At 40.2% G+C, this 23,631-nt stretch carries 23 protein-coding genes; 14 read left to right on the top strand and 9 right to left on the bottom strand.

Annotated features, from left to right (window positions below; translation table 11 throughout):
* Positions 1 to 66 precede the first annotated feature (66 nt).
* The 3 genes from LK453_RS11340 to LK453_RS11350 form a co-directional block, all read right to left on the bottom strand.
* A complete protein-coding gene (locus LK453_RS11340; protein ID WP_201527406.1) occupies positions 67 to 411 on the bottom strand; it encodes a hypothetical protein in 345 nt (114 codons plus the stop codon).
* Positions 412 to 725: 314 nt separating this feature from the next.
* Positions 726 to 1,409, bottom strand: coding sequence for a WG repeat-containing protein (locus LK453_RS11345; protein ID WP_201533845.1), 684 nt, complete (start codon positions 1,407 to 1,409; stop codon positions 726 to 728).
* 5 nt (positions 1,410 to 1,414) lie between these two features.
* Positions 1,415 to 1,699: a hypothetical protein gene (locus tag LK453_RS11350; RefSeq protein ID WP_201533848.1), complete on the bottom strand. Its 285-nt coding sequence runs from the start codon at positions 1,697 to 1,699 to the stop codon at positions 1,415 to 1,417.
* 359 nt (positions 1,700 to 2,058) lie between these two features.
* On the opposite strand from LK453_RS11350, the gene LK453_RS11355 reads away from it, so the two are divergent.
* The 9 genes from LK453_RS11355 (at position 2,059) to LK453_RS11395 (ending at position 10,002) form a co-directional block, all read left to right on the top strand.
* A complete protein-coding gene (locus LK453_RS11355) occupies positions 2,059 to 2,496 on the top strand; it encodes a hypothetical protein (RefSeq protein WP_227678557.1) in 438 nt (145 codons plus the stop codon).
* A gap of 44 nt (positions 2,497 to 2,540) precedes the next feature.
* Positions 2,541 to 4,079 (top strand): type I restriction-modification system subunit M, encoded by a 1,539-nt coding sequence (locus LK453_RS11360; RefSeq protein ID WP_201533854.1) that lies wholly within the window; start codon positions 2,541 to 2,543, stop codon positions 4,077 to 4,079.
* Positions 4,069 to 5,271: a restriction endonuclease subunit S gene (locus LK453_RS11365; RefSeq protein ID WP_201533864.1), complete on the top strand. Its 1,203-nt coding sequence runs from the start codon at positions 4,069 to 4,071 to the stop codon at positions 5,269 to 5,271. The genes LK453_RS11360 and LK453_RS11365 overlap by 11 nt, the downstream gene beginning before the upstream one ends.
* A gap of 26 nt (positions 5,272 to 5,297) precedes the next feature.
* Positions 5,298 to 5,918, top strand: coding sequence for a DUF3239 domain-containing protein (locus LK453_RS11370; protein ID WP_201533866.1), 621 nt, complete (start codon positions 5,298 to 5,300; stop codon positions 5,916 to 5,918).
* A 166-nt stretch (positions 5,919 to 6,084) separates the two neighbouring features.
* The gene (locus LK453_RS11375; protein WP_227953999.1) at positions 6,085 to 6,270 is read left to right on the top strand and encodes a restriction endonuclease subunit S domain-containing protein; all 186 of its coding nucleotides are present in this window, start codon (positions 6,085 to 6,087) and stop codon (positions 6,268 to 6,270) included.
* A gap of 98 nt (positions 6,271 to 6,368) precedes the next feature.
* Positions 6,369 to 7,007 carry a hypothetical protein gene (locus LK453_RS11380; protein ID WP_201533871.1) on the top strand — a complete coding sequence of 213 codons (639 nt, stop codon included), beginning with the start codon at positions 6,369 to 6,371 and terminating at the stop codon, positions 7,005 to 7,007.
* 408 nt (positions 7,008 to 7,415) lie between these two features.
* Positions 7,416 to 8,342, top strand: a complete 927-nt coding sequence (locus LK453_RS11385; protein ID WP_201541594.1) for an Abi family protein — start codon at positions 7,416 to 7,418, stop codon at positions 8,340 to 8,342.
* A 221-nt stretch (positions 8,343 to 8,563) separates the two neighbouring features.
* Positions 8,564 to 9,244 carry a hypothetical protein gene (locus LK453_RS11390; protein WP_201533877.1) on the top strand — a complete coding sequence of 227 codons (681 nt, stop codon included), beginning with the start codon at positions 8,564 to 8,566 and terminating at the stop codon, positions 9,242 to 9,244.
* A 245-nt stretch (positions 9,245 to 9,489) separates the two neighbouring features.
* Positions 9,490 to 10,002, top strand: a complete 513-nt coding sequence (locus LK453_RS11395) for a hypothetical protein (protein WP_201533880.1) — start codon at positions 9,490 to 9,492, stop codon at positions 10,000 to 10,002.
* Positions 10,003 to 10,112: 110 nt separating this feature from the next.
* Here LK453_RS11395 and LK453_RS11400 read toward each other — a convergent pair whose 3' ends face one another.
* Positions 10,113 to 10,688 carry a hypothetical protein gene (locus LK453_RS11400; RefSeq protein ID WP_201533883.1) on the bottom strand — a complete coding sequence of 192 codons (576 nt, stop codon included), beginning with the start codon at positions 10,686 to 10,688 and terminating at the stop codon, positions 10,113 to 10,115.
* A gap of 332 nt (positions 10,689 to 11,020) precedes the next feature.
* Here LK453_RS11400 and LK453_RS11405 point away from each other — a divergent pair, with 332 nt between their 5' ends.
* Positions 11,021 to 14,341 (top strand): type I restriction endonuclease subunit R, encoded by a 3,321-nt coding sequence (locus LK453_RS11405; protein ID WP_201541595.1) that lies wholly within the window; start codon positions 11,021 to 11,023, stop codon positions 14,339 to 14,341.
* Entirely contained in the window at positions 14,341 to 15,087 is a 747-nt protein-coding gene (locus LK453_RS11410) for a M48 family metallopeptidase (RefSeq protein ID WP_201533907.1), read from the top strand. The genes LK453_RS11405 and LK453_RS11410 overlap by 1 nt, the downstream gene beginning before the upstream one ends.
* Before the next feature lie 70 nt (positions 15,088 to 15,157).
* Here the strand turns inward: LK453_RS11410 and LK453_RS11415 are convergent, their stop codons facing one another.
* Positions 15,158 to 15,829 (bottom strand): hypothetical protein, encoded by a 672-nt coding sequence (locus tag LK453_RS11415; protein ID WP_201533910.1) that lies wholly within the window; start codon positions 15,827 to 15,829, stop codon positions 15,158 to 15,160.
* A 112-nt stretch (positions 15,830 to 15,941) separates the two neighbouring features.
* Between LK453_RS11415 and LK453_RS11420 the strand changes: the two genes are divergently transcribed.
* The gene (locus LK453_RS11420) at positions 15,942 to 16,478 is read left to right on the top strand and encodes a hypothetical protein (RefSeq protein ID WP_201533913.1); all 537 of its coding nucleotides are present in this window, start codon (positions 15,942 to 15,944) and stop codon (positions 16,476 to 16,478) included.
* Positions 16,479 to 16,791: 313 nt separating this feature from the next.
* Here LK453_RS11420 and LK453_RS11425 read toward each other — a convergent pair whose 3' ends face one another.
* The 4 genes from LK453_RS11425 to sat form a co-directional block, all read right to left on the bottom strand.
* On the bottom strand, positions 16,792 to 17,193 hold the full coding sequence (locus LK453_RS11425; RefSeq protein WP_201533916.1) for a hypothetical protein: 402 nt from the start codon (positions 17,191 to 17,193) through the stop codon (positions 16,792 to 16,794).
* Between the two features lie 39 nt (positions 17,194 to 17,232).
* Positions 17,233 to 18,672, bottom strand: coding sequence for a cardiolipin synthase (gene cls, locus LK453_RS11430; RefSeq protein WP_201533919.1), 1,440 nt, complete (start codon positions 18,670 to 18,672; stop codon positions 17,233 to 17,235).
* A 202-nt stretch (positions 18,673 to 18,874) separates the two neighbouring features.
* Complete coding sequence (locus LK453_RS11435) at positions 18,875 to 19,243, bottom strand: hypothetical protein (protein ID WP_007393544.1); 369 nt, start codon at positions 19,241 to 19,243, stop codon at positions 18,875 to 18,877.
* Between the two features lie 419 nt (positions 19,244 to 19,662).
* Positions 19,663 to 20,922, bottom strand: coding sequence for a sulfate adenylyltransferase (gene sat, locus LK453_RS11440; RefSeq protein WP_201533937.1), 1,260 nt, complete (start codon positions 20,920 to 20,922; stop codon positions 19,663 to 19,665).
* Positions 20,923 to 21,298: 376 nt separating this feature from the next.
* On the opposite strand from sat, the gene LK453_RS11445 reads away from it, so the two are divergent.
* Both LK453_RS11445 and LK453_RS11450 read left to right on the top strand, forming a co-directional pair.
* Positions 21,299 to 22,981 carry a nitrite/sulfite reductase gene (locus LK453_RS11445; protein ID WP_007393546.1) on the top strand — a complete coding sequence of 561 codons (1,683 nt, stop codon included), beginning with the start codon at positions 21,299 to 21,301 and terminating at the stop codon, positions 22,979 to 22,981.
* Positions 22,974 to 23,567 (top strand): DUF934 domain-containing protein, encoded by a 594-nt coding sequence (locus tag LK453_RS11450; RefSeq protein WP_201533940.1) that lies wholly within the window; start codon positions 22,974 to 22,976, stop codon positions 23,565 to 23,567. Before LK453_RS11445 ends, LK453_RS11450 begins: the two co-directional genes overlap by 8 nt.
* The last annotated feature ends 64 nt before the right edge of the window (positions 23,568 to 23,631 follow it).

The raw sequence follows: 23,631 nt of genomic DNA on the forward strand, positions 1-23,631 counted from the left end.
CAACACTGGGTTTTTTGTAGCACTATATTAATTATACAGTAGCTTGAAGCTTAGCTAGCTTTTGGCTTATTTAGCACATTTGTTATAGTACAGACGAATGAAGCTATCTACTTGCTTGTCTTTGTCAGCTTTTGATTTGGCTTGTGGTACTTTGTAAGCATCGGCAATGATGTTTTTGGCTAAAGTTTGGTAAGCATCGTTATCGCTGCTGGTTTTCTTAGTCACTTGAGCTTTAGAAACGCCATTTTGTCTATCGTCCATAATATTACCGGCTAAACTGGCGATATCCACACAAACTTCATTCAGGTCATCGTCTGCCGCTTGTGCACCCATAGCAGGTAGCATCATTGTTGCTGCTAATGCAACGGCTGCTAAGGTTTTGCTTTTTGGGGTCATAGTTAAATTGGCCATACTCTAAAATCCTCTAATTTTAATATTTAGCATTGTGATAAATATTTTATGTAAATTATCAAAGACTGCCCTTGGGGGATAATCTAATACTAGTGGTGTCAGTATATTGATAATTCGTTACTACAACCATAACTATTCGTATGTTTAAGGTTGCTATAGGGCAAAATTAGCGAAACCTCTTAACAATTGCTAAAAGGTTTCACTAACCGTTTCTTTAATAAGGAGAAATTTTAGTAGATCGCCTTAATTTGTGGAGTACAGTTTATAGAGCATCCAGTAATAGCGCATCAATTCATAATCTATCGCTTTAAGCCCTAGTTAGGACAAGCCACCGATTTACCGGATTTATTGATACAAATTTCCCTATCATTAATCATGGCCACTTCAGCAATACCATTATCAAAGACGAAGTAGTTGGCGCCCATATAGTTTACGCTGTAACGCGCCACGTTTTTGTCCGAGAACTGAAAAGGAATGACAGTCTTATTGGACCCATCGATAAAGCCCCACTTACCATTCTTAAGTACGCCAGCGACACCTTCACTAAAAGGTCTAATTTCATCATAGATAAAAGGCACCGCTACTTTACCACTTTTAGTAATATAGCCCCACTTTTTGCCATCATACATGCCAGCTAGTCCTTGCTGGAATCCATAATAACCGCCAAAGTGACCACTGGTACCTTGATACTTAGGAGGAATCACTTCTTTACCGTTTTTATCGACAAAACCGTATTTACCGGATTGTGACTGCACTAGTGCCATACCTCCCTTTACGCCATCGATAAAGCTGTATTTACTGGTAAACGGCAGAATTACCTTGTTTGAAGTGTCAATGATGCCGTATTTACCATTTTTGGCAACGACGATACGGCCTTCAGAAGCGTCATGTGACCAAGTTTCATCATACTTGTCATCAGGGTCAATCAAGTTATCATAGATGGCCGGTACTACTAGCTTGCCTTGGGTGTTGATATAACCCACCTTGTCATTTTTCATGACCGCTAATACCCATCACTGACAGTCCAGCTCACAGAGTCATAGCCTTTTAAACTAGCAACGGCCTTACCTTGCTTGTTTAATAAGGCTTGATAATTATAGTTTTTATCTTTGGCAATGAAGTAGTTGCCATCAGTTGTGCAATCAACTTGTGGGTAGCTAGTCTTCGGCGGCTTACAGTCATCTTCATAATTGGCTTGAGCTGGCAGGGCAAAACAAGCTGTACCAATAACAGTAACAAGTGGAATAAGTTTGGTAGTAAATGAAGCTAAGGCAGGTTTGGTAGACACGGCAAATTCCTTTTCGGTATGTTTAGTAAAAGGTATGTTTAATAAAATTAGGGAGGTTAATCCCTTGTTATTAGTCTGGATATCACTAATTTTGTATTAAACAAATTATTGTGATTTTAGTCAATAATAAATTTAAGTTTTTCTTCATTTTATTTTATAGATGCTTAAATGATGCTTAAATTTCGATGAGCCGCTTTGACGACATATTGTGTCGTATAACGGGTTATTGCGATAGACTAATTTTGGCTGGTCGCTTATTATATGAATAGCCAAAGTCTACCCTATCCCTTCTGCTATAAATGACCACTTTAGGAGCTTTAATGATAAAAAAGGCAATATTATTATCGCTCAGTTTACTGGTGGCTCCTACGACATTTGCTGCTTCTGAAATGGATGAGGCGCTACTGTCGGTTGGTCTTATCAATAAAAATTATGAATATATACATAAAGAGCTCATTACTGAGTTTTTTCGCGTGGTCAACAATGATTACTCCCAATCGCTACCTATGGATCTCAATAGTTACACGCGCATTCAAAGTCTGATATTAACGCCCTATTATGGTAACGTCTCTGTGCTGTACACCTTGCCGTTAACTGCCGATGAAAGGGACGTTCTTGCCGATAAGCTTTCCTCCAAAGAAATGTTAAAAGAAGCTTGTGTGGACTATTATCTACCCAATAAGTTTATGCTCGCCAATAGTTATACGATGGTGTACTCCTATGCGGACCAAAATCATCGAGCTTTGGCAGACATCAAGATGAATGCGGACAGCTGTCTTAATGCAATTTTGCGATAAATTAAACTAACTATTCTTAAAATAATCCCAAGGATCTAACAAACATGCTCGATCTAGAAAACGCTTCTGCCAGTAACCCTGAACCTATTAAACAAAGTGAGATTAACAAAGCGGTCTGGAATGCCTGTGATACCTTCCGCGGTGTGATCAGTGCCGATACTTATAAAGACTTTATCTTAACCATGCTGTTTTTGAAGTATTTATCGGATGTGTATAGAGATGAATACAACACGCTTATGGCGGAATACGGTGATGCGGACTTGGTAAAAGAACTGATGAGCAATCAACGCTTTGTGTTACCTGACGGGGCAAGCTTCTGGGATTTATACGAGCAGCGTCACCAGCCAGGCAATGGTCAACGTATTGATGAAGCACTACACGCGATTGAAGAAGCCAATGGCAATAAGCTAAAAAACGTGTTCCAAGACATCAGCTTTAATACTGACCGCTTGGGCAATGAGAAGAAGAAAAACGAATTATTGCGTCATTTGCTGGAAGACTTCGGTAAGGATGTGATGAATCTTAGCCCTTCGCGTGTGGGTAGCTTGGATGTCATCGGTAATGCCTATGAATTCTTGATTAAACACTTCGCGGCTGACTCTGGTGCCAGTGCGGGCGAGTTCTATACACCGCCTGAGGTATCGACTCTGCTAGCGACAATACTTGAGCCTACTGAGGGTGATGCCATCTGTGATCCAGCTTGCGGTTCGGGTTCTCTGCTCATCAAATGTGGGGCGATGGTACGTAAGTCTACTGGCTCAAAGAATTATGAGCTGTTTGGACAAGAGGCCATTGGCTCTACGTGGGCATTGGCAAAAATGAACATGTTTTTGCATGGGGAAGACAACCACCTTATTGAGTGGGGCGATACGCTACGTCATCCGTTATTGCTTGATGATAAAGGCAACCTACTTCAGTTCGATGTGGTGACTGCTAATCCGCCCTTCTCGTTAAGTAAATGGGGCTATGAAGACGCTGCCGATGATCCACATGGTCGTTTTCACCGTGGTCTACCGCCTAAGACCAAAGGCGACTATGCGTTTATCACGCATATGATTGAAACTTTGAAGAATGATACTGGTCGTATGGGTGTGGTCGTGCCGCATGGGGTGCTATTCCGTGGCTCTAGTGAGGGCAAAATCCGTCAACAGTTGATTGAAGAAAACTTACTCGATGCGGTGATTGGCTTACCTGAGAAGCTATTCTTCGGTACCGGTATCCCTGCGGCAATCTTGGTGTTTAAGAAGAATAAAACGGACAAATCAGTACTGTTTATTGATGCCAGTCGTGAGTATGAATCTGGTTCTAATCAAAACCGATTAACTGAAGCTAATTTAGAGAAAATCGTCGAGACTTATCAAAACCGCGAGTTTGTTGATAAATATGCTTATGTTGCCAACTTCGAACAGATTGCCGAAAACGACTTTAACTTAAACATTCCTCGTTATGTCGATACCTTTGAGCCAGAAGCTGAGATTGATTTGGAAGCGGTACGCAAAGAGCGTTTGGCACTTAAAGCTGAAATGGCTAAGTTAGAAACTGAGATGGAAGGCTTTTTAAAGGAGTTGGGTTATGGTGCCTAGTGGGTGGGAAAAATATAAACTTAATGAAATAACTAAAATTTATGACGGAACTCATCAAACGCCTAAGTATGTAGAAAGTGGAGTGCCATTCTATAGTGTTGAACATCTAACAGGTAAGCAGTTTACGAATACCAAATATATTTCTGAGGATGTGTTTGAAAAAGAATCAAAGCGTGTCGTATTGGAGAAAAACGATATCCTAATGACACGTATTGGTGATATTGGTACTGCCAAGCTTATAGATTGGAATGTTAGAGCTTCGTTTTACGTTAGTTTAGCTTTAATAAAGCAGAGCACTTACTTTAATTCTAGCTTCCTTGAGAACTATATTAATAGTGATTTATTTAAACTTGAACTTTGGAAAAGAACAATACATGTTGCATTCCCAAAAAAAATAAACTTAGGTGAGATTGGTGAATGCGAGGTTACACTTCCACCCCTACCCGAACAACAAAAAATCGCCAAAATCCTAACCACTTGGGATAAAGCGATTAATACCACTGAGCGTTTGATTGAAAACAGCAAACAGCAGAAAAAGGCGTTGATGCAGCAGTTGCTTACCGGACAAAAGCGTTTACTTGATGATTCGGGTCAGCGTTTTTCTGGGGATTGGGAAAAGAAATCAATTGCTGAAATTGCTAATGTAATTACGGGTAGTACACCTTCAACTAAAAATAGTGATTATTACGGAGGTGAACACCTCTTTGTATCTCCTTCCGATTTAGGTTCCAACAAATATATAAGTCAAACCGCTAAAACTCTAACTGACTCAGGTATCGATAAAACCAGATTAATACCTAAAGGCAGTTCATTATTTACTTGTATTGGCTCAACTATTGGTAAATTAGGGATAGCAGGAAAAGATCTTGCGACTAACCAACAAATTAATTCTGTTATTCCTAAAGGTAACTATTCGAACGAATACGTATATTATCAGTTGTTATTAAATGCAAAAAAAATTCAGAATAGTGCTGCTGTTCAAGCAGTACCCATTATTAACAAGACTAACTTTGAGTCGCAGCTTTTATATTTCCCTCCAACCTTGCAAGAACAACAAAAAATCGCCGCAGTATTAACCAACGCCGATAGAGAGATCGAAGTGCTTGAGCAGCAGCTTAATGATTTACAGCAGGAGAAGAAGGCTTTGATACAGCAGCTTTTGACTGGTAAGAAGCGGGTGAAGGTGGATTGATAGAGTCATTAACTCTAGGCAAGCATATGGATAAAAAAACCACAATAAGCAATGATACTACTTCATCCAATCCTGTCGATGTTGAAGTAAAACCATTGGTGTGGTTTCGTCACAGTCCCACTATAGGTATCTTCTTATGCTTGCTGTTCATTTTATCTATCGTGGGATTGTATTACGATATCAGGTCGATAGCTTTTGTTATTGTCGTTATCGTCATGACCTTCTTTCACTGGATGGGCGTTAAAAAGCATTTTCAAGCAGATTCAAACCCCGGATTGGTAGTCGGCACTCAACCAACTTTGATTGCGGTTCATACAGACTTAACCAAAGGGGTTGGCTCATATCCTGCTATACAAATTATAAAATGCTCTAAACTTAAAGGCGTTCACGTCGGTGATATGTTACCTACCGTCGCATCGTACCAAAATTACGAAGAACTCGACTTTCCATTTTGGCCAAACTTTAATCCTATTCCTGTACGCTATGCCACCGATGATAAAAACACCATAAATAAAGCAATGCAAAGCTACTCAAAATCGCAACTGCAAAACTTAAAGCAATACATTAAGCAGATTGAACCACCCTATAAAGAAGGCTTGTATCTTATTCATACCGAAGATAGTGATTGGAATGAATCAGAGCACTAACTAGAATTAATATAACCCCCAACTAAGGCATACCAGTTGCAAAATACATCTGAAACATTGTTTAGAATGGTTGAGTTGAATGAGTAGGTTCTAACGGGTAAGAAACGGGTTAAGGCGGATTAATAGGTAGGGTGCGTTCCACGCACCGATAAACACAATAGTCTTAATGGTGCGCGTGGCGCACCCTACGGTTACTACTATCCCACCACTCTCAATCAAAGAGCAACAACAAATCTCTGCAGTATTAACTAGCTCTGACAAAGAGATCGAATCGCTTATTAAACAACAGCTTGCTGATTTACAGCAGGAAAAGAACGCTTTGATTCAGCAGCTTTTGACTGGGAAGAAGTAGGTTTTGGTGTAGGGATAGGCTATTTAAAATTAAATTTTTAGTTAGCGTTAATAAGCTGATAACCTAATGGTTAACTTCAAAACTTGAAAGGCTTATTGATGAATTCTACTACACTACCTCCAGCTATCCTCGACTGTTTGCAGAACGATATGCAAATTGATATGGATCACTTTTACAGTAAATATGAAGGTTTTGATAATAGCTTTAAAGAAATTGCTAATAAGCTTCTACTCAGTTATCTAAATGCTTCAAATCAATCTTCCCCGTTTAATGATATAGTTGATTTTTATGAAGACGGTAATGATGAGCAAAATGAATTCTTACAGGCTATGTTTGATTGTTTTAAATGTTATCAGACATTAGAAGGGATTGAGCTTATTAAGGATTTATATAGCCACGTGAATCGTGGAGGTAATGCATGGTTTCCTGTAGTTATTCTACATAAGCCTTTTGAGGACTATTCAAAAACTTTACCTAATCATATAACTATATATAGAGGTTGTGACAAAATAGAATATGAGACAGGCACTATTCATCAATCTTGGACAACAGATTTTGATACAGCAAAACGTTATGCGTATGAACACTTCCATAGTATAGATAAATCAAAGAGAATAGTCTTAAAAGCAAACGTATCTCCTACACAAATTGTTTGGCTCAGAACTATCGATAATGAGGTTGTTTTAAAACAGAATCCCGAACTTTCGGATTTAGAATTATTAGAAAGATATAATTAATATTTAACTAAAAATTCAAGCTATTAAAACTGCGAAGTGCTATGCGTATCGATATTAGACTCCAGCAACTAAAATCCATTCCGATCCTTCTTTGGAAAGGATGGATCATTTTTAACAGGCTTGAAGCTAGTCCATAGTTTTAACAAATTATAGAGCCGTGATGCTTTATATTAGGATTGTCAGCGTTGCCTTAGATTCGATATAACCCCGATTGAAGCGAATATATTTTGCAAATCACTTAGAACAAGGATATACACACCTCTTGATTAAACACATTGACTCGCTATGTATTATCGCCTATAATGTACTCAACATAACCGTCACGCTTAGTACCCTCTGGGTAACGCGCAACCTTGGCGGTTTTTCTTTGCCTAAAATTTGCTACTCGCATACCAAGAGGTTTACTTTATGGATAAAGTAACCTATGACAAATCCCCTCTTACCTTTTCTCAGCAAATCACACGTCTAGAGAATAAGGGCATGTTCTTCGAAAACAAAAAACATGCTGAAGCCAAGCTAGCAAGTATTAGCTACTACCGTTTAAGTGGCTATTGGTATCCTTTTCGCATTCGCAATTCACAAAATATTATCACAAGTAAATTTGAACCAGGAACGAATTTTAATGAAGTCGTTTCTTTATATGAGTTCGACCGTAAATTACGCTCGCTTGTATTAGATGCCATTGAACGTGTTGAAATAGCAGTGAGAACTCAATTTACTTACCAAATGGGACATAAATATGGTGCCTTTGGATATACGAATAGTGAGAATTTCCATAAAGGCTTCGATCACAATAAATGGCTGAGTAAAATTAAGTCTGAAGTAGACAGATCAAGTGATGATTTTATTGAGCATTTCAATAATAAATATACAGGCTTTCCTATAGTGCCTATTTGGATGTTAACAGAAGTCATGTCATTGGGCGCATTATCATTTGGTTATAGAGGTTTGATTAACAATCAAGCTCAGGGAATAGAAGATAAAAAGCTAATTGCCAATCACTTCAATCTTCACCACAAGAAACTGGAGGATTGGCTGCATACATTAACCTATGTCAGAAATGTATGCGCGCATCATAGCCGATTATGGAATAGAACTTTAGCAATACGACCAGATAAGACCAAGGATAAAAAATGGCTTCCGCCCATGACTCCAAGGAATGATAAGATTTTTTATATTCCTTTAATGCTAAGGCATTTGTTAAAAGCAACGGGGAATGGAGAAGATTGGAAAACAGAAATAGATAAATTAATAAGCCCATTAGCGACTAAAAAAAGATGGAGAGCTGCCATGGGTATACCTGAAGATTGGACCGAGCACCCTCTTTGGAGGTAATGTTTATGGGTACGTTAAATGATTGCTTGATTCTTGTTATGACGCACAAGGCACAAGGTATGTTTAATGCGCAACCTTAGCGGTTATTCCTCGTCTGAAATAAAGATAAAGAAACTATTTTACGTGGGAGATTTTGACAGTTTAAAAGCGAGTTTTAGCGAATTAAGTTTTAAATATTTAAAACACCAATTTAAATAATCAATACCTTTAAAGAGGGTCACATGTTAAAGAAAGCATTAGTTTTATTTTCTGTTTTACCTTTAACCGCTATGGCGGCACCTGTAGTAGAAGGCACTTATGTTAGCGGCACCAATAAAAGAGTACATTTGAGCAGTTTTAATTACGAAGGCTCTAAACATTATGAGCTATTTCTTGCCAATCTTATTGGTGATTCAAGTTTTGTTATAGCCAGTAAAGCTAAGCCTATCCAAGACAATCAAACCGTTGTATTTTCTGTACCAGAAAGTGGTTACTTGGACTACCAACCCAATTTAGGATGCCGAGTCGAGGTATCTTTTACGCCTAATGAAATTCAATTGAAAAGCTTAAATAATTGTACTTCCGTTGAGAAAGCTTTTAATGGCTCTTACGTTTATTCAAAACAATCCAGTATCGTCCCAAAAAAATATCAAGGCTCTTGGGGTGAATGTGAATATCCTAAGAAGGGGCGTAGTCAAGCTTTCCTAAGCGATAATGAAGGCTCTCCCAATGGAACTCAGAGCTTTAAAGTTATTAAGGTAACACCCTACTCATCTAACTTACTAAGCGTAACTGGGGCTTTCAATTACGAATCTGATCCTGTTGTCCATACTGTAGAGTATAAATACCTACCAAATAAGGACGTACAAACAAAAGCTGATTGGAACGATTCTTTTACTACTTATAAGAATTGTCGCGATTAGGTTATTCTAACCACAAAACAACCGCCACGCTTAGTACCCTATGGGTAACGCGCAATCTTGGCGGTTTTTCTTTGTCTCAGCTTAAAACCAATTTTTTAATAATTAAAAATGTAAATATCACTCTTGCTGTTAAAAAAATTTACATAATTAATTAAACAAATAGTACATTATAACTATTGTTGTAAAATCAGTTATATCACTCATAATCCATTTTTAAAAATAGATGAACAGAAGGAGTTTTGCTAATGAATTTTAATCAGGCATTTAAAGGCGCATCAATCGCTTTAGTTTCTAGCGTATTGGCTGCAGTTTCTTTTAGCGCATACGCTTCTGGCGGAGAGTCGGAAGGGAGCACCACATGCTATTTATTAAAACAAGGTAAATTGGTTAGCAAATCAAAATGTTCTTATAAATCTTCTTTCGCATCAAATAGTAACTTTGGTTTTCAAGGCTATGATTTTAAGCTAGCCAATAGTAAGTCGAAATTTAATGCTGAAAAGAGCTTGAACGCTAAAACAGATAAAAAAGGTAATATACTTACAGATCGTACTGGCTCTGCAATCTTTGATACTAGTATTACATTAAATGAAAAACCAGCAGTTGTTCAATATCGCTATGGATCGTCTTTAAAAGTAGTACCCAAAAATGTTGCAGCAAAATATGAAACTGGCGCACCTAAAGGGACTTTAAGCTGTATGCAAGAGAAAGCATCACCGGCTTGGGAAATTTGCGCGCCAGCTGAAGAGGTTATTTTCTAAGGTTTCTAAAATTAAGCAACCTGATTATGATTTTTTAAGCCGTCTATTTAATCAAATAGACGGCTTTTTTATTATTAAACTGAGCTTCTTATAACCTATTAGTAAGTCTATTACTCACAAAGAATAGTTCTATTTTGTCTATCAAAGGTTAACCTAGAACCATACCAGTCATCCCCATATTGATAGCCTGTAGCATTATTCCATACTACTTCCGTGTGCTCACTATCATAAGTAGGTAACTTAAATGCGGGACGCAAACTCACAAATTGATCAGTATTAAAGTACAACTTGGTATGGCTCCATTCATAACCTATCAGTCTCTCAATTTTAGTTACAGGATAGCCAAAGGCAGTCGCATTTCTAAAACTAACCGTCGTTATCAACTCATCCCCTTCAGCATTGGGATCACCCTTTCTTTGGATATCGTTAATCGCAGAACGTTGCTCACGTATCAACTTTTCTATATCGATACTTTCACAACCATTTAACATAGGTTGTAAATAAGCATCTAACTTAGTAGCTTGAGCTGTGCTTTGAGTATTGCCTGTAGCTTGAGTACTGGGAGTGGTAATAACTCTCACTACTTCATTGACTATATCACCTAATCTAATTGATCCAGCAGCGCAGCTCATTGATAAAGACATGCTGCAAGCAGCCACTAATAAAGAAAGGGATTTATATTTCATAACAGTCCTTAGTTTATGTATTGTACAAATCATCACTCCAGCACTTATTGATCTGACACTTATTAAGCCTTTAATAAATGCAATAGATGAGTAAGTAAAAAGAATATTAACTTAACCCACTGGTAAGATAACATTCATAATATATAACATGGAGAATTTTTATCAAAAATTATTTTGGCTTTAAGTTTTCCTGTTAAAATTATTTTTTATCTAATACAACAAACACTATAGCTTGGCTATCTATTGATTAAATACCCCGTTAGATTACAATTAAATGAATAACTATAAGCAATCACCACCTTTCTTAATCTAAATACTGAATCGAGCCTTGTATGGACACCAGCCCAACCGTTAATTTTAGAGAAGAGTTTAGTGCCAAAATACCTGCCTTAACACTATTGATGACATTGGGTTATACCTATCTCACGCCAGCACAATGTGTGGCTCTGCGCGACCCAAAAGGTAACCTACAAGCTTATTCAACGACCAAAAGTACCAATCAAGTAATGCTACTGCCGGTATTGCGTCAGTTCTTGGCAAAGCAAACCTTTCCCTTTGAAGGCAAGCGGCATCATTTATCTGACGCCAGCATTGATAAGATTGTGCATCAGCTTACCCCTGCCCTAAACCAAGGGCTGAGCACAGCCAACGAAATAATCTATGATGCCCTGCTCTATGGCGTTGGAGTTACCGAATTTATTGACGGAAAAAAGACCTCACCCACTATCCAGCTCATTGACTGGCATAATATCGACAATAATGCCTATCATGTCACTGAAGAAATGGTAGTACAAAACGCTGAAGCCACAGGCAATGTCATACCTGATATTGTGTGCTTTGTAAACGGTCTGCCACTGGTCGTCATTGAAGCCAAGCGCCCAGATTCTAATAATCCGCATCAATCTACCAATAGCCAAGCTATATCCCAGCATCTGCGAAATCAAGGTCAAAAATACATTCCACACCTATTCGCTTATAGCCAATTGCTACTGGCCATTAACGGCTATGAAGGCTTGTATGCAACGTGCAATACGCCTGAGAAATTTTGGGCGAAGTGGAAGGAAGAAGAGATTAATGAACTTGAGTTTCAACGCCTCAAAAATAGCCGTTTAGATTCCTCTCAGATTGACACCCTATTCAGTCAACGTAGACCCAATGATAAGCAACAATATCTGTCGCTTATCAATGCTGGCGAGCTGGTAGTGACTGATCAAGACCGATTGATCATTAGCTTATTGCGCCCTGATAGACTGCTGGATATGACCCGCTTTTACACCCTGTTTGACAGTCGTGCCGGCAAGATTGTCGCGCGTTATCAGCAAGTATTCGGTATCAAGGCATTGGTAAAGCGCATTAGTCAATTTGACAAGGATGGTAGCCGTGAAGGTGGGGTTATCTGGCATACCACCGGTAGTGGTAAGTCCTTTACTATGGTGTTCTTATCCAAAGCACTTATTTGGCTTGAAGAATTGGCGAAATGTCGGGTATTTGTGGTCACTGACCGTATTGATCTTGAGAACCAAATTGCTCGCACTTTTATCTCAGCTGGAGCGCTCAGTGATAAAGACAAAGCAAAAGCCAAGGCTTTATCAGGTCGCGATTTGGCAAAAAAGGTTGGTCAAGGCAACGAACGCATTATCTTCTCTATCATCAATAAATTTGGGGCTGCAGCTCAATACCCCGAATTCTATAACCCTAGTGAAAACATTATCGTCTTGGTCGATGAAGGCCACCGTAGCCAAAACGGTGCCAATAATATCCTGATGCAAAAGGCATTACCCCATGCGGCTTTTATTGCCTTTACTGGTACGCCTCTGCTCAAAGACGATAAGACCGAAAACAAATTCGGTAAGATTATTCATTCTTATACCATGCAGCAAGCAGTGGCGGATAAGACCGTCACCCCTTTATTGTATGAAGAGCGTATTCCCGAGCTAAATACCAACGATATGGCCATCGATAAATGGTTTGACCGTATTACCCAAAAGCTGACTTCTGAGCAAAAGGCCGATCTTAAACGCAAGTTCGCCAAAAAAGGACAGGTTTATCAGGTCGAGGGTCGTATTAAACTGATCGCCCATGATATCTCAGACCATTTTCAAAACTTTAAGCAGCAAGGACTAAAAGGTCAGCTGGCTTGCGATTCCAAAGCTTCAGCCATTCGCTATAAGCAAGCCTTAGACAACATAGGTAAAGTGACCTCTGTGGTCGCTATGTCGCCCCCAGATACCCGAGAAGGTCATCAAGAGGTCGATGTAGAAAGTAAAGATATCGTCCAAAACTGGTGGCTAAATAATGTCGCCCCTAAATACGGTATGGATGATGTGCAATATACCAAGGACATCATCGAAGCTTTTAGCCAAGACGATGGTCCAGATATTATGATCGTGGTCGATAAACTATTAACCGGCTTTGATGAACCTAAGAACACGGTGCTATATATCGATAAGCCCCTAAAGAGCCATAACCTTATTCAGGCCATCGCTCGGGTCAACCGTTTGCACAGCAAAAAACAATTTGGCTATCTGATTGATTATCGAGGTATTCTTAAAGAGTTAGACACCACCATTGAGGACTATCAAAACCTGGCTGAACGTACGCAAGGCGGATTCGATATTGAGGATCTTAAAGGGATGTACAGCTCAATGGAGACCGAGTACAAGAAGCTACCGATGCTGCATAAGAAGCTTTGGGCGATGTTTGATAACGTGCCCAATAAAAAAGATGGTCATGCCCTACGTCAATCCTTATCGCCTAAAATGCAAGAGCGAGATGGTGTCGTGTTGGATACCAACCTTAAAAGACGTGATGACTTTTATTCGGCACTAACTGAATTTTCTAACACCATGAAAGTGGCGCTACAATCGGCGTCCTACTTCGATGACAGCTTCTTCGATAACAAGCGTGACCTGTACAAAAAGGATTTAAAGACCTTTGTTGAGCTGCGTAAACAAGTGCGTGAGGATGCTAACGAGACCATTAACTTTGATGAGTATGAGGACGATATTCGTACCCTGCTCAATAAGCACATTGCCGGTATTGAAGTTAAAGAGCCCGAAGGTGCTTATCTGGTCGGTAATATGGGTAAAGACCTTAAGCCTGAACAGCTTAGTGACGACGAAGCCCGTAACCAGACCGATAAAATTACCAGCCGCGTCACCAGAATAATCGAGGTAGACCTAGCCGACGATCCCTATGCTCAAGAGCACTTCTCTAAGCTATTAAAACAAGCGATTGAAGAGGCTAAGGCCATGTTTGATGCGCCTGTTAAACAGTACATGATGTTCGCCGACTTTGAGCAAGACGTCAAAGCTCGTAAGATGCCAGATGTGCCTAATAGCTTTGTTGATCAGTCAGGGACGCATAATAAACATGCTCAGGCTTACTTTGGCCTGTTTAAGTATTTGTTTGGTGACTCTTATTTGGCAGATAAGGGCTTAAACGAAGATGCCTTGGTCGATTATGCGTTCAAGATAGATGACCTAGTCAATAAAGCGGTAACAGAAAATTCACTAAATCCCACGCAAATGGAGAATGACATTACCTCAGGTATCTTAAAATTATTATTCCGAGAGATTGGGATAGACAATGCCAAACAACTCGCTAAGGAAGTGATTAATATTGCTCGTCTTGGTTTGTCACGAGGCAAATAATGAAAGAAAGTGGTAAGAGTCGCAAGCTACATTACGGACAACATGTTATCGATTATGAAGTGGTGCGCAAGGCCAATAGCCTCAAATTACGCATCAAAGTACACCCAGATCAGCAGGTGGTGGTCGTTGTACCGGTAGAGACCACAGATGATTTTATCGAAACATCAGTAGCTAAAAAAGCAGGCTGGATATGGCAACACCTACAAGACTTTGCCAATCAAAAAAACGACGTGCTGCCGAGACGTTATGTCAGTGGTGAAACTCAGTTTTATTTAGGTCGCAGGTACGTATTAAAGGTGACGATAAACCCTGAGCAGCCAGAAGCAGTAAAGCTGTATCGCGGCAAACTTACTGTCAATCTGACTGATGAACCCGAGGATAAAGCGGCCAAAGTTAAGAAGCTGCTCGATGAATGGTATCAGAAAAAGGCCAAATCGGTGTTTCATGAGCGCTTACTGGCGATGCTACCTAAGGCCGACTGGGTTCAAGGTACGCCTTCATTTAGACTACTATCAATGAAGAAACAATGGGGAAGCTGCTCCACTCAAGGCAATTTGGTACTAAATCCGCACTTGGTCAAAGCCCCCAAAGAGTGTATCGACTATGTGATATTACACGAGTTATGTCATATTGCGGAGCACAACCACAGTGATAAATTTTGGCGACTATTGACTCAAGTGATGCCAAACTGGAAAGCGGTTAAAACTCAACTTGATGGTATGGCTGAGCTTTATCTAAATGAGTAAGTAAGATATTTTGGGAATGTAGCTATTTTATAAGTTTTATAAATATGTATTAGATAATTTCTATAAGGATTTATTTAGCATATTTATAAATTGGCATATTGGTGAACTCGTCCTTAAACCTTAATAAATGCCCTTGATTATCAATTTCGTAGCACTCCGTATAAGTAGGATCTATATCGTTTTCTTCAATAGTCGCTATACAAAACCATGCCGTATTCTCACTGGCTTTAGATAAAGACCAAGATTGAGTATATGACTTATTCTTATGAGTAAACTCTTTATCAGAGTATACATTTTCCGTAACAAAAGCTTCGGACTCCCCAATTTTTGCGTAATCAGGTAATGGTTTAAATTGATTAGCTTTAGAAAATCTATCTCCATATGAACCTATAAGTCCCTTAAAAGTAAGGGGGTTCAAGGTGTAAAAATGCGTCGAAGAGTCTCTATAATCCTCATCATCATTCGTATAGCGTATTACCACCATTTCAGAGGCATAGACTTTATTACCATTGTAAATCATCTGCCCTTTTTTAGTAACAATAGTCCTTATCTCATCTTTATTTCCTTTTATGATGCCTCTCTCAACACGATCATCATCGTTTATGAATATATTCATCATCGTTTTTTCAACGGGATAATAACCCTCTGCAATAGGTTTAGCAGGGTTATAATCAAAATTGCCTGTACTGGCACAACTGGTTAAAAACAATCCAATTAATGCGCTTAAAATAATCTTATTCATTACTATCCTTAGCGATATAAGAATCTGTACTATGACATTATTCTTAATAAATATATACTTGAATCTTAAGGAGTATAGAAGCCTATATTAAACTTTTATTAAAGGAATAGATTTGATTAAATTACTGACCGCAACTGTCCTAAGTTTAACGGCATTAACCAGCTGTACTATCATGAAGGCGATTGACGAAAGCAATCTTAAACTAGAACAAGAAGCACTTGATATTGTATCTCCAACCAAAGCTGAGTATGAAGCCATTCTCAAAAGGGCTGAGACTGAAACTGTTACAGACTCATCTCCATTTAAATATGAATGGCTGTATGTTGATACTCTAAAAGATGGTCGAAAAGTTTTCGTTGACACTAAAGGTGCGCACCACAACAAAAACACAGCGACAGGTACAGTTAAGTTTTTAAATCACGATAATACTTACACCCTGACAACTTATCGTTTCTTTTGTGAAGAAGGATATGGCCAAAGACTGTTTGACTTTAAATATAATGCTGACCACAAACAAATATCTCAGCTTCGTCTAGGCGCTGGAGGTGAGCAATATGATAGAAGACCTGACAAGAGTGAGGAACCAATAGCTAAAACAATCTGTGCTCTTGGTGGATTCTATAGAGGCTCTTCTAATGGTAATGTATGATAACTGGCTTTTCATAAGCTAATAACAGATCTGAAAACCAGTCAATAGCTAGAACAAATTATAGGCTTGTATTATTGTTTTTCATCGTTAGCTAAGCTATTTCACTATAAATAGCTCAACCACTTCTAGGCCTAACAAAATATTTGCGTCAATAACCTATATCTGTATTCGTCAGATATCTGTATTCATCAGATCTCTATCAGAGTATTGAGCTTTGACCCATTGTTAAAGCTACACTGGTCTTATGCTTGTGGCTTTAAATTTTTCTGCTATTTCGCTTAAATAAGCAGCGAATCGAATAGCGTTAGTTCGACTATTTACTATCAGCCGTCTCAACCCTAGGCTGACGCTTGCCAGCCTCTAGTATCGGCAAGTTTGCTTCAGTCGGTACATAGATAATTTGATTAATTTTGCCCTCACGTAATGCCTCACCAAACGCACCAATGAATTCTTGCTCACGGTACTCAGGGTACTCTTTGGCAGTTTTACCGATGATTTTAATTGCTTCAGCCCTTAATTGTGCCGATTCTAATTCTGCTCGAGCCTGTTCAATTTGTATCATCTTCGACTGAGTAGCCTCAGCTAAAGCTGCTTTACCACGCATTTCCTGCGACCATACCTTATAAAATGGGTAACCTGCCATCACGATAAGTATTAATATCACAGCGGTGATTACACTGATGATGGTTAACTTAACTACAGATTCTGAATTCATACTTTTATCCTTATCTTACGGTGCGTTCCAAATTCTAGCCTACAAAACCGGGCCCATAGTTGACACGATATTAATCCAAATGCGGTAATAAATTGGCCATCTTCTTACCTCAGAGCGCGTGACCTCGACCGAATCGGCAATGTAAGAATTCTGACGAGTAATTATCTCTTTGGTTAGCTTTTTGTCATAGAAGATGACGTTATTCTCATAGTTTAAGTCAAAGCTACGCAGGTCTAAGTTGGTCGAACCCACCAAGCTAATCTGGTCGTCAATGGTCAATGTCTTGGCATGCAGTAGTCCAGGATTGTACTCATAAACTTTCACCCCCGCCTCAAGCAATTGCCAATAATAGCTGTGACTGGTGGCAGCAACGATAAACGAGTCATTTTTTCGCGGAAAAATAATGGTCACATCGACGCCGCGATAAGCGGTCGCACAAATCATATTTATCAAAGTAAAGTCTGGCACAAAGTATGGAGTTGAGATAATCAAAGACTGCTTTGCATGCCCCATCAAAATACTCAAAAACTGCGGTGTGGTGCCCTGACGCTGCGTGGGACCATCAGCGAAGACCTGCGCAGGATAGCCATCTGCTTGTGACTCTAGTAAGAAGGGAAAAGTATCAAACGGGGTATTAGGATTTTCCATGAGCCAGTCACTGGCAAAGAGCATCTGGTTTTGGGCCACGATAGGACCTTGTACCCTCAGCATGATATCCACCCAAGGCGCATACTTTGGCTTCACCCGAAATTCAGGGTCAGCACTGTTACGACTACCGACGTAACCAATCTTGCCATCGATAATAGTAATCTTACGGTGATTGCGCAAATCAATGCGGCTAAACATCAATATCTTAAAGATATTGTCAATCGGCAGTGCCACACTTACCTCTACCCCTGCCTGCTTCATCTGTTCCCATAATGGCGATCTCAACAGTTTACGAGAGCCCATACCATCCACCATGGCTCGGCACTGCACCCCACGTTTAGCAGCGCGCATTAACGCCTCAGCAATGGCGGTCCCCATGCCATCGTCCAACCAAATATAGTACATGACATGAATGTGATCGGTGGCAGCATCGAAGTCCGCTATCATCCGCGCCTCCGTAGTCTTAGGGTCTGGCATTAGCTCCGCTTTATTGCCCAAAGTAGTGTGGAAACCGTTCACTGACGCCGAATAAGCAAACGCCGGCTGGTACTCTTTGTCAATGACCTTAGACAGGGTGTCTTTATTGCCCAATACTGCTGGAAAATTGCTGTTTAGCTGCTGAGTAATCTTGTTATAACGGTGCTCGAAGTTAAAGCCTAGATGCACCTCACCAAACATCCAATACACTACTACCCCGCCATAAGGCAGCACAAATAGCACGACCATCCATGCCAAACGGGCTTGTGCTGTTAGATCATGCCGGGAAAGCACCCGAAGTGATACCGCCAGCCAAGTGAGTATGTGAAGCGCAACGAGTAAATCTAGCAGCATAAGCTATCGTCCTTGATTATTTTTTAACAGGATCATTTTATGAGTATACCTAAGCATAATTAATAGTTTAGTTTCAGTATGTTGCCTTAAACCAGCTTTTAACGGACAACTTTTAACGGACCATAAAAAAACCAGCCTAAGCTGGTTTCAATAGAACAGTATGAAGTAATGGCAATCTTAATAAGTTCAGTCTTCAATAAGTTTAGTTGGCCATTAATTTTAAAAACTGCGGGTTAGTCACGTTGATTTGTAAGTAATTTTGGGTTGGCGCCACATTACCAATCACACAAAAGCGGCTGCCCACAAAGTTATCGATCTTACCATAACGGTTCTCAAACCAACGGTAGTCTTTATTCCATATCAAAGCAGTTAACGACTGATTGGGATACTTTTTATCAAAATTCATATAATGACGGTTGGGTAAATGATTAATCTCAGCCAACGTGCCACAGGCCATTACCGATTTACCCACATACAAATACGCTTTACTGGCCTCAATCCTAGGGTCAGCTGCAGTCGCTAAGGTACTTAATAATAGACCACTGCTTATGGCTGCTACCTTATTCCACATATAAAACTCGCTGTCGTTTATTTCGGTACTGTTATTACAGTACTTATTACGTTACTTACACGCAAATCAAAGGCTAAAAGTTAATGATTTAACATTATACTTTTATTGATTATAACACTTACCCATTGTCCATTATGGAGAAGCGTTAATCTAAGGGCGTACTGTAACAAATTTCTGACACATAAGTGTAACAAAATAAAAAAGTCAGCAATAGCCGACTTTGGTTTTTTTATGTTAGGTTTTTGGTAAATGGTTCGATTGAGGGCTTGCTTTTAAGGTTAAGCAATTAACCGAATTATTGACCTCAAAAATGAGCTTAAAAGACTAATCACATTTGAGGTCAAATCACAATATAACCGACCTAGCTCATATAATCCTTATAACTGCAACAAGTGAACCAGCTGAAGTTAAGCGTAAGGTTACTGAGCAGACGCCCCTACCAGATGTACCTCAGCACGCTCTTCTTTGGCGATACCGGCATAATACTCACGTAAAATTTGCAATACTTCTGGACGACTGAAGTTTTCAGGGACTTCTTGATCTTCAGATAATGCTTTACGCAGCTTAGTGCCTGAAACCTTAACGTGTTGATCTGCATCATGCGGGCAGGTCTTGGTAGAAGCCATCGCCTGACAGCCATTACACCAGAAGGTCCAGTCAATCTTCAACGGCTGAGTCAACATCGCATCTTTGTCAATCTCATCGAAGATAGCCTGAGCGTCAAATGGGCCGTAATAATCGCCAACACCGGCGTGGTCACGGCCAACAATCAGATGGCTACAGCCATAGTTTTGGCGGAATAACGCATGCAATAACGCTTCACGAGGACCAGCATAACGCATATCTAGCGGATAACCGGCTTGGATAACGGTATCTTTTTTGAAGTAGTTATCAATCAAGGTCTTAATCGCTTCTTGACGCACTTCGGCAGGGATATCACCTGGCTTTAACGCGCCCAATAGTGAGTGAATCATGACCCCGTCACAGATTTCGATAGCAATTTTGGCCAAGTATTCGTGTGAACGGTGCATTGGGTTACGGGTCTGGAAAGCGGCTACTGTCTGCCAGTTTTTCTCTTCAAATAAAGCACGAGTTTCAGCAGGTGTCTTATAAATCTCAGGATATAATGTTGGGAACTCGCCTTGGCTGAATACTTTAACGCTACCGGCAACGTTAACTTCGCCCTGCTCCATGACTTGTTTTACACCAGGATGCTCTTCATCGGTGGTAGTGAATACTTGTTGGCATTCATGGGCTTTGTCAATGGTGTAGGTTTCTTCAACGGTAATCACACCCATAATCTCGCCATCTTCAGCAACTAATGCCACTTCATCGCCTGGCGCTAGAGTATCGGCCTGCGCTTTACTGGTTGATAAGGTAATAGGAATTGGCCAGAACAAACCTTTATTAGACCCAGACTTAAGCGTCATCTCATCGACCACCCCTTGCCAGTCTGCTTGATTCATAAAGCCGTCAAGCGGGGTAAAACCGCCGATACCCAACATGATTAAATCACCACGCTCACGTGAGCTTAGCTTGATTTGTGGTAGTGATTTGGCCTTCTCTAATGCTTGGGTTAACTCATCGCCCTCTAGCAACAAAGGCTTTAGCACGTCGCTACCGTGTGGCGGAACAATACTGGTTTTTCCAAGGCGCTTTACGATCTTTTGTTCTGTCATATCTAAATCCAATTGTTTTGTTTTGAGTGGTTTCAAAGTGGCTTTATATTAAGAAGTAACGTGGGTTTTGATTAATGGCTCTGGCAGTTATTAACCGCTTGTTATTAATCAGTAAAATCAATTAGCGAATTAGCTGGCAATCATTAACTATTTACAACCATATTCAATTAATAACTGACTTTTTAATGAACAATTTTAATGAGTAATCAATCCGTTACACTCATATATAAATGATGATGCGATTAGACTAACCAATTTAACTTATTCTTTTCTATGCTGACTTTGGATATAGATATATCAGATATGAATTTAGCAAACAGAAGTTAGCTAGGTAGTATGATGACAAGATTTTTCGATACACAAAGGCATTTTAACTATGTATAAGTATACTCATGCGGACCAAGCCATGGTTGATGAGCGGGTTGAGCAGTTTCGTGACCAAACCCGTCGCTTCCTAGCGGGAGAACTTCCCGAAGAGCAATATTTGCCCCTGCGCCTACAAAATGGCCTTTATATCCAGCGTCATGCTCCTATGCTACGCATTGCTGTGCCTTATGGCCTAATTGCCAGCTACCAATTGCGTAAGCTTGCCGACATTACCCGTCGTTACGATCGGGGCTATGGTCACTTTACCACCCGTACTAACTTACAGTTAAACTGGCCAAAATTAGAAGAAGTGCCAGATATCTTAGCGGAGTTGGCGTCTGTACAGATGCATGCCATCCAAACTTCAGGTAACTGTATTCGTAACACCACTACTGACCCTTACGCCGGTATCAATGCCAACGAGGTTGAAGACCCACGTCCGTACTGTGAGATTATCCGTCAGTGGTCAACGTTCCATCCTGAGTTTGCCTTCTTACCGCGTAAATTTAAAATTGCGGTCATTGGTACGCCAGAGGACCGTGCAGCGACTCAAGTGCATGATATTGGCCTGCATGTTCTAAAAAATGAAGACGGTGAAATTGGTTTTGAGGTTATCGTTGGTGGTGGGTTAGGTCGTACCCCTATCATTGGTAAAACCATTAATAAATTCTTGCCTCGTCAGCATTTGTTAAGCTATTTAGATGCTATCTTACGCGTCTATAACTTACATGGCCGCCGTGACAATAAATTCAAAGCGCGTATCAAAATCTTAGTTGAGAGCATGGGTGCCAGAGAATTTACTAAGCTGGTCGAAAAAGAGTGGGAAACCTTTACTAAAGATGGTCCGCTTACTCTGACTGATGAAAACTTTGAAACCGCTAAAAGCTACTTCCCAGAATTCGATTATGAAAATATCGATGAGCTGGCAAGTCAGACTGAGCTTAATAAGCATTTAGAAGACAAAGCTTTTGCCGATTGGTATTCACGCAATACAGTGGCGCATAAAGTAGCCGGTTATCGCGGTGTGGTTATGTCGTTAAAAGCCGGTTTGGTTGATGGTAAATATGTGCCAGCCGGTGATATCACCGAACATCAATTAGATCGACTTGCTGATCTTGCTGACCAATATAGCTTTGGCGAGATTCGCGGTACTCATCAACAAAACCTAGTATTTGCTGATGTTAAACAAACCGATCTTTATGCGTTATGGAAAGAGTTGACTGAGCTTAACCTTGCCCGTCCGAACATCGGTACTTTGACCGATATGATCGTCTGCCCAGGCTTTGACTTATGTGCGCTGGCCAATGCCACCACTTATAACATCGCTGAGCAAATCGAAAAGCATTTTGATGATTTAGATTATCTGTATGACTTAGGCGATATCCAGCTCAATATGTCAGGCTGTATGAATGCTTGTGCGCATCACCATGTCGGTGACATCGGTATCCTCGGCGTCGACAAAAAAGGCGAGCATTGGTATCAAATAAGTTTGGGCGGTAGCTCGAAGGCTGAGACTCGTTTGGGTAACATCTTGGGTCGCTCTGTGGCGACAGAAGAAGTTGCTCCTACTTTAGAGAAAATCTTAAACGTATACACCGATCAGCGCCATGTTGAAGGCGATGCCCCCGAGCCATTTGCTGATTTTGTTCAACGCGTGGGTATCAAGCCATTTAAGGAGGCGGTATATGGGTAATTATCATATCTTAAATGAGGAAGCCACCAGTATCACCGTTGAAGATAGCTGGTATGCGATTGAGACAGCGGAGCTTCCAGAGCCAGTATCTATCAAAAGCCTGCAATTAAGCGAGTTACTTCATAAAGAAGAACGTTTAGATGTGATATTGCCGTTAACGGGCGTTATTGCACCGACAGGTTTGCTCAATGAGCTTCTAGATATTATTACCGCACGCGCCAGCCGTATGGGCTTGTGGGCCGACACCAGCGTTAGTACTGAACAGTTAGACCAATTACTGCAAGCTTGCAAAGACGCTGAGCGTCCGTTGTTACACAATCTTGATCTTATCGTGTTGTATCAGCCTAGCTTCGTCGATGGTCGTAGCTTCAGCCAAGCTCGTCACTTACGTCAGCAAGGCTTTGAGGGTGAGATACGTATCAGTGGCGACTTTGGCCGTGATCAGATTGCTTATTTAAAACGTGCTGGCGTGAATAGCTTCGTAATCCCTGATGAAAAACTGACCGATGACATCGTTAGTGCGTTCCATGCCCTACCGTCTTCGTACGATGGCAGCGTTGCCAGTCAGTTGCCGATGTTTAGATAGTGGGTTTAGCAAATCAGGGCTGAACCAATAATTTAACTAAATACGCAATAATTTGAACAAATAA

The sequence above is a fragment of the Psychrobacter sanguinis genome (genome assembly GCF_020736705.1).
Taxonomy (GTDB): domain Bacteria; phylum Pseudomonadota; class Gammaproteobacteria; order Pseudomonadales; family Moraxellaceae; genus Psychrobacter; species Psychrobacter sanguinis.

Coding starts and splice junctions, on each gene's coding strand:
- LK453_RS11370 (WP_201533866.1), top strand. CDS start 5,298: ATGGATAAAAAAACCACAATAAGCAATGATACTACTTCATCCAATCCT.
- LK453_RS11395 (WP_201533880.1), top strand. CDS start 9,490: ATGAATTTTAATCAGGCATTTAAAGGCGCATCAATCGCTTTAGTTTCT.
- LK453_RS11425 (WP_201533916.1), bottom strand. CDS start 17,193: ATGAATTCAGAATCTGTAGTTAAGTTAACCATCATCAGTGTAATCACC.
- LK453_RS11410 (WP_201533907.1), top strand. CDS start 14,341: ATGAAAGAAAGTGGTAAGAGTCGCAAGCTACATTACGGACAACATGTT.
- LK453_RS11435 (WP_007393544.1), bottom strand. CDS start 19,243: ATGTGGAATAAGGTAGCAGCCATAAGCAGTGGTCTATTATTAAGTACC.
- LK453_RS11375 (WP_227953999.1), top strand. CDS start 6,085: ATGGTGCGCGTGGCGCACCCTACGGTTACTACTATCCCACCACTCTCA.
- LK453_RS11385 (WP_201541594.1), top strand. CDS start 7,416: ATGGATAAAGTAACCTATGACAAATCCCCTCTTACCTTTTCTCAGCAA.
- LK453_RS11445 (WP_007393546.1), top strand. CDS start 21,299: ATGTATAAGTATACTCATGCGGACCAAGCCATGGTTGATGAGCGGGTT.
- LK453_RS11390 (WP_201533877.1), top strand. CDS start 8,564: ATGTTAAAGAAAGCATTAGTTTTATTTTCTGTTTTACCTTTAACCGCT.
- LK453_RS11450 (WP_201533940.1), top strand. CDS start 22,974: ATGGGTAATTATCATATCTTAAATGAGGAAGCCACCAGTATCACCGTT.
- cls (WP_201533919.1), bottom strand. CDS start 18,672: ATGCTGCTAGATTTACTCGTTGCGCTTCACATACTCACTTGGCTGGCG.
- LK453_RS11340 (WP_201527406.1), bottom strand. CDS start 411: ATGGCCAATTTAACTATGACCCCAAAAAGCAAAACCTTAGCAGCCGTT.
- LK453_RS11400 (WP_201533883.1), bottom strand. CDS start 10,688: ATGAAATATAAATCCCTTTCTTTATTAGTGGCTGCTTGCAGCATGTCT.
- LK453_RS11360 (WP_201533854.1), top strand. CDS start 2,541: ATGCTCGATCTAGAAAACGCTTCTGCCAGTAACCCTGAACCTATTAAA.
- LK453_RS11345 (WP_201533845.1), bottom strand. CDS start 1,409: ATGAAAAATGACAAGGTGGGTTATATCAACACCCAAGGCAAGCTAGTA.
- sat (WP_201533937.1), bottom strand. CDS start 20,922: ATGACAGAACAAAAGATCGTAAAGCGCCTTGGAAAAACCAGTATTGTT.
- LK453_RS11365 (WP_201533864.1), top strand. CDS start 4,069: ATGGTGCCTAGTGGGTGGGAAAAATATAAACTTAATGAAATAACTAAA.
- LK453_RS11415 (WP_201533910.1), bottom strand. CDS start 15,829: ATGAATAAGATTATTTTAAGCGCATTAATTGGATTGTTTTTAACCAGT.
- LK453_RS11405 (WP_201541595.1), top strand. CDS start 11,021: ATGGACACCAGCCCAACCGTTAATTTTAGAGAAGAGTTTAGTGCCAAA.
- LK453_RS11380 (WP_201533871.1), top strand. CDS start 6,369: ATGAATTCTACTACACTACCTCCAGCTATCCTCGACTGTTTGCAGAAC.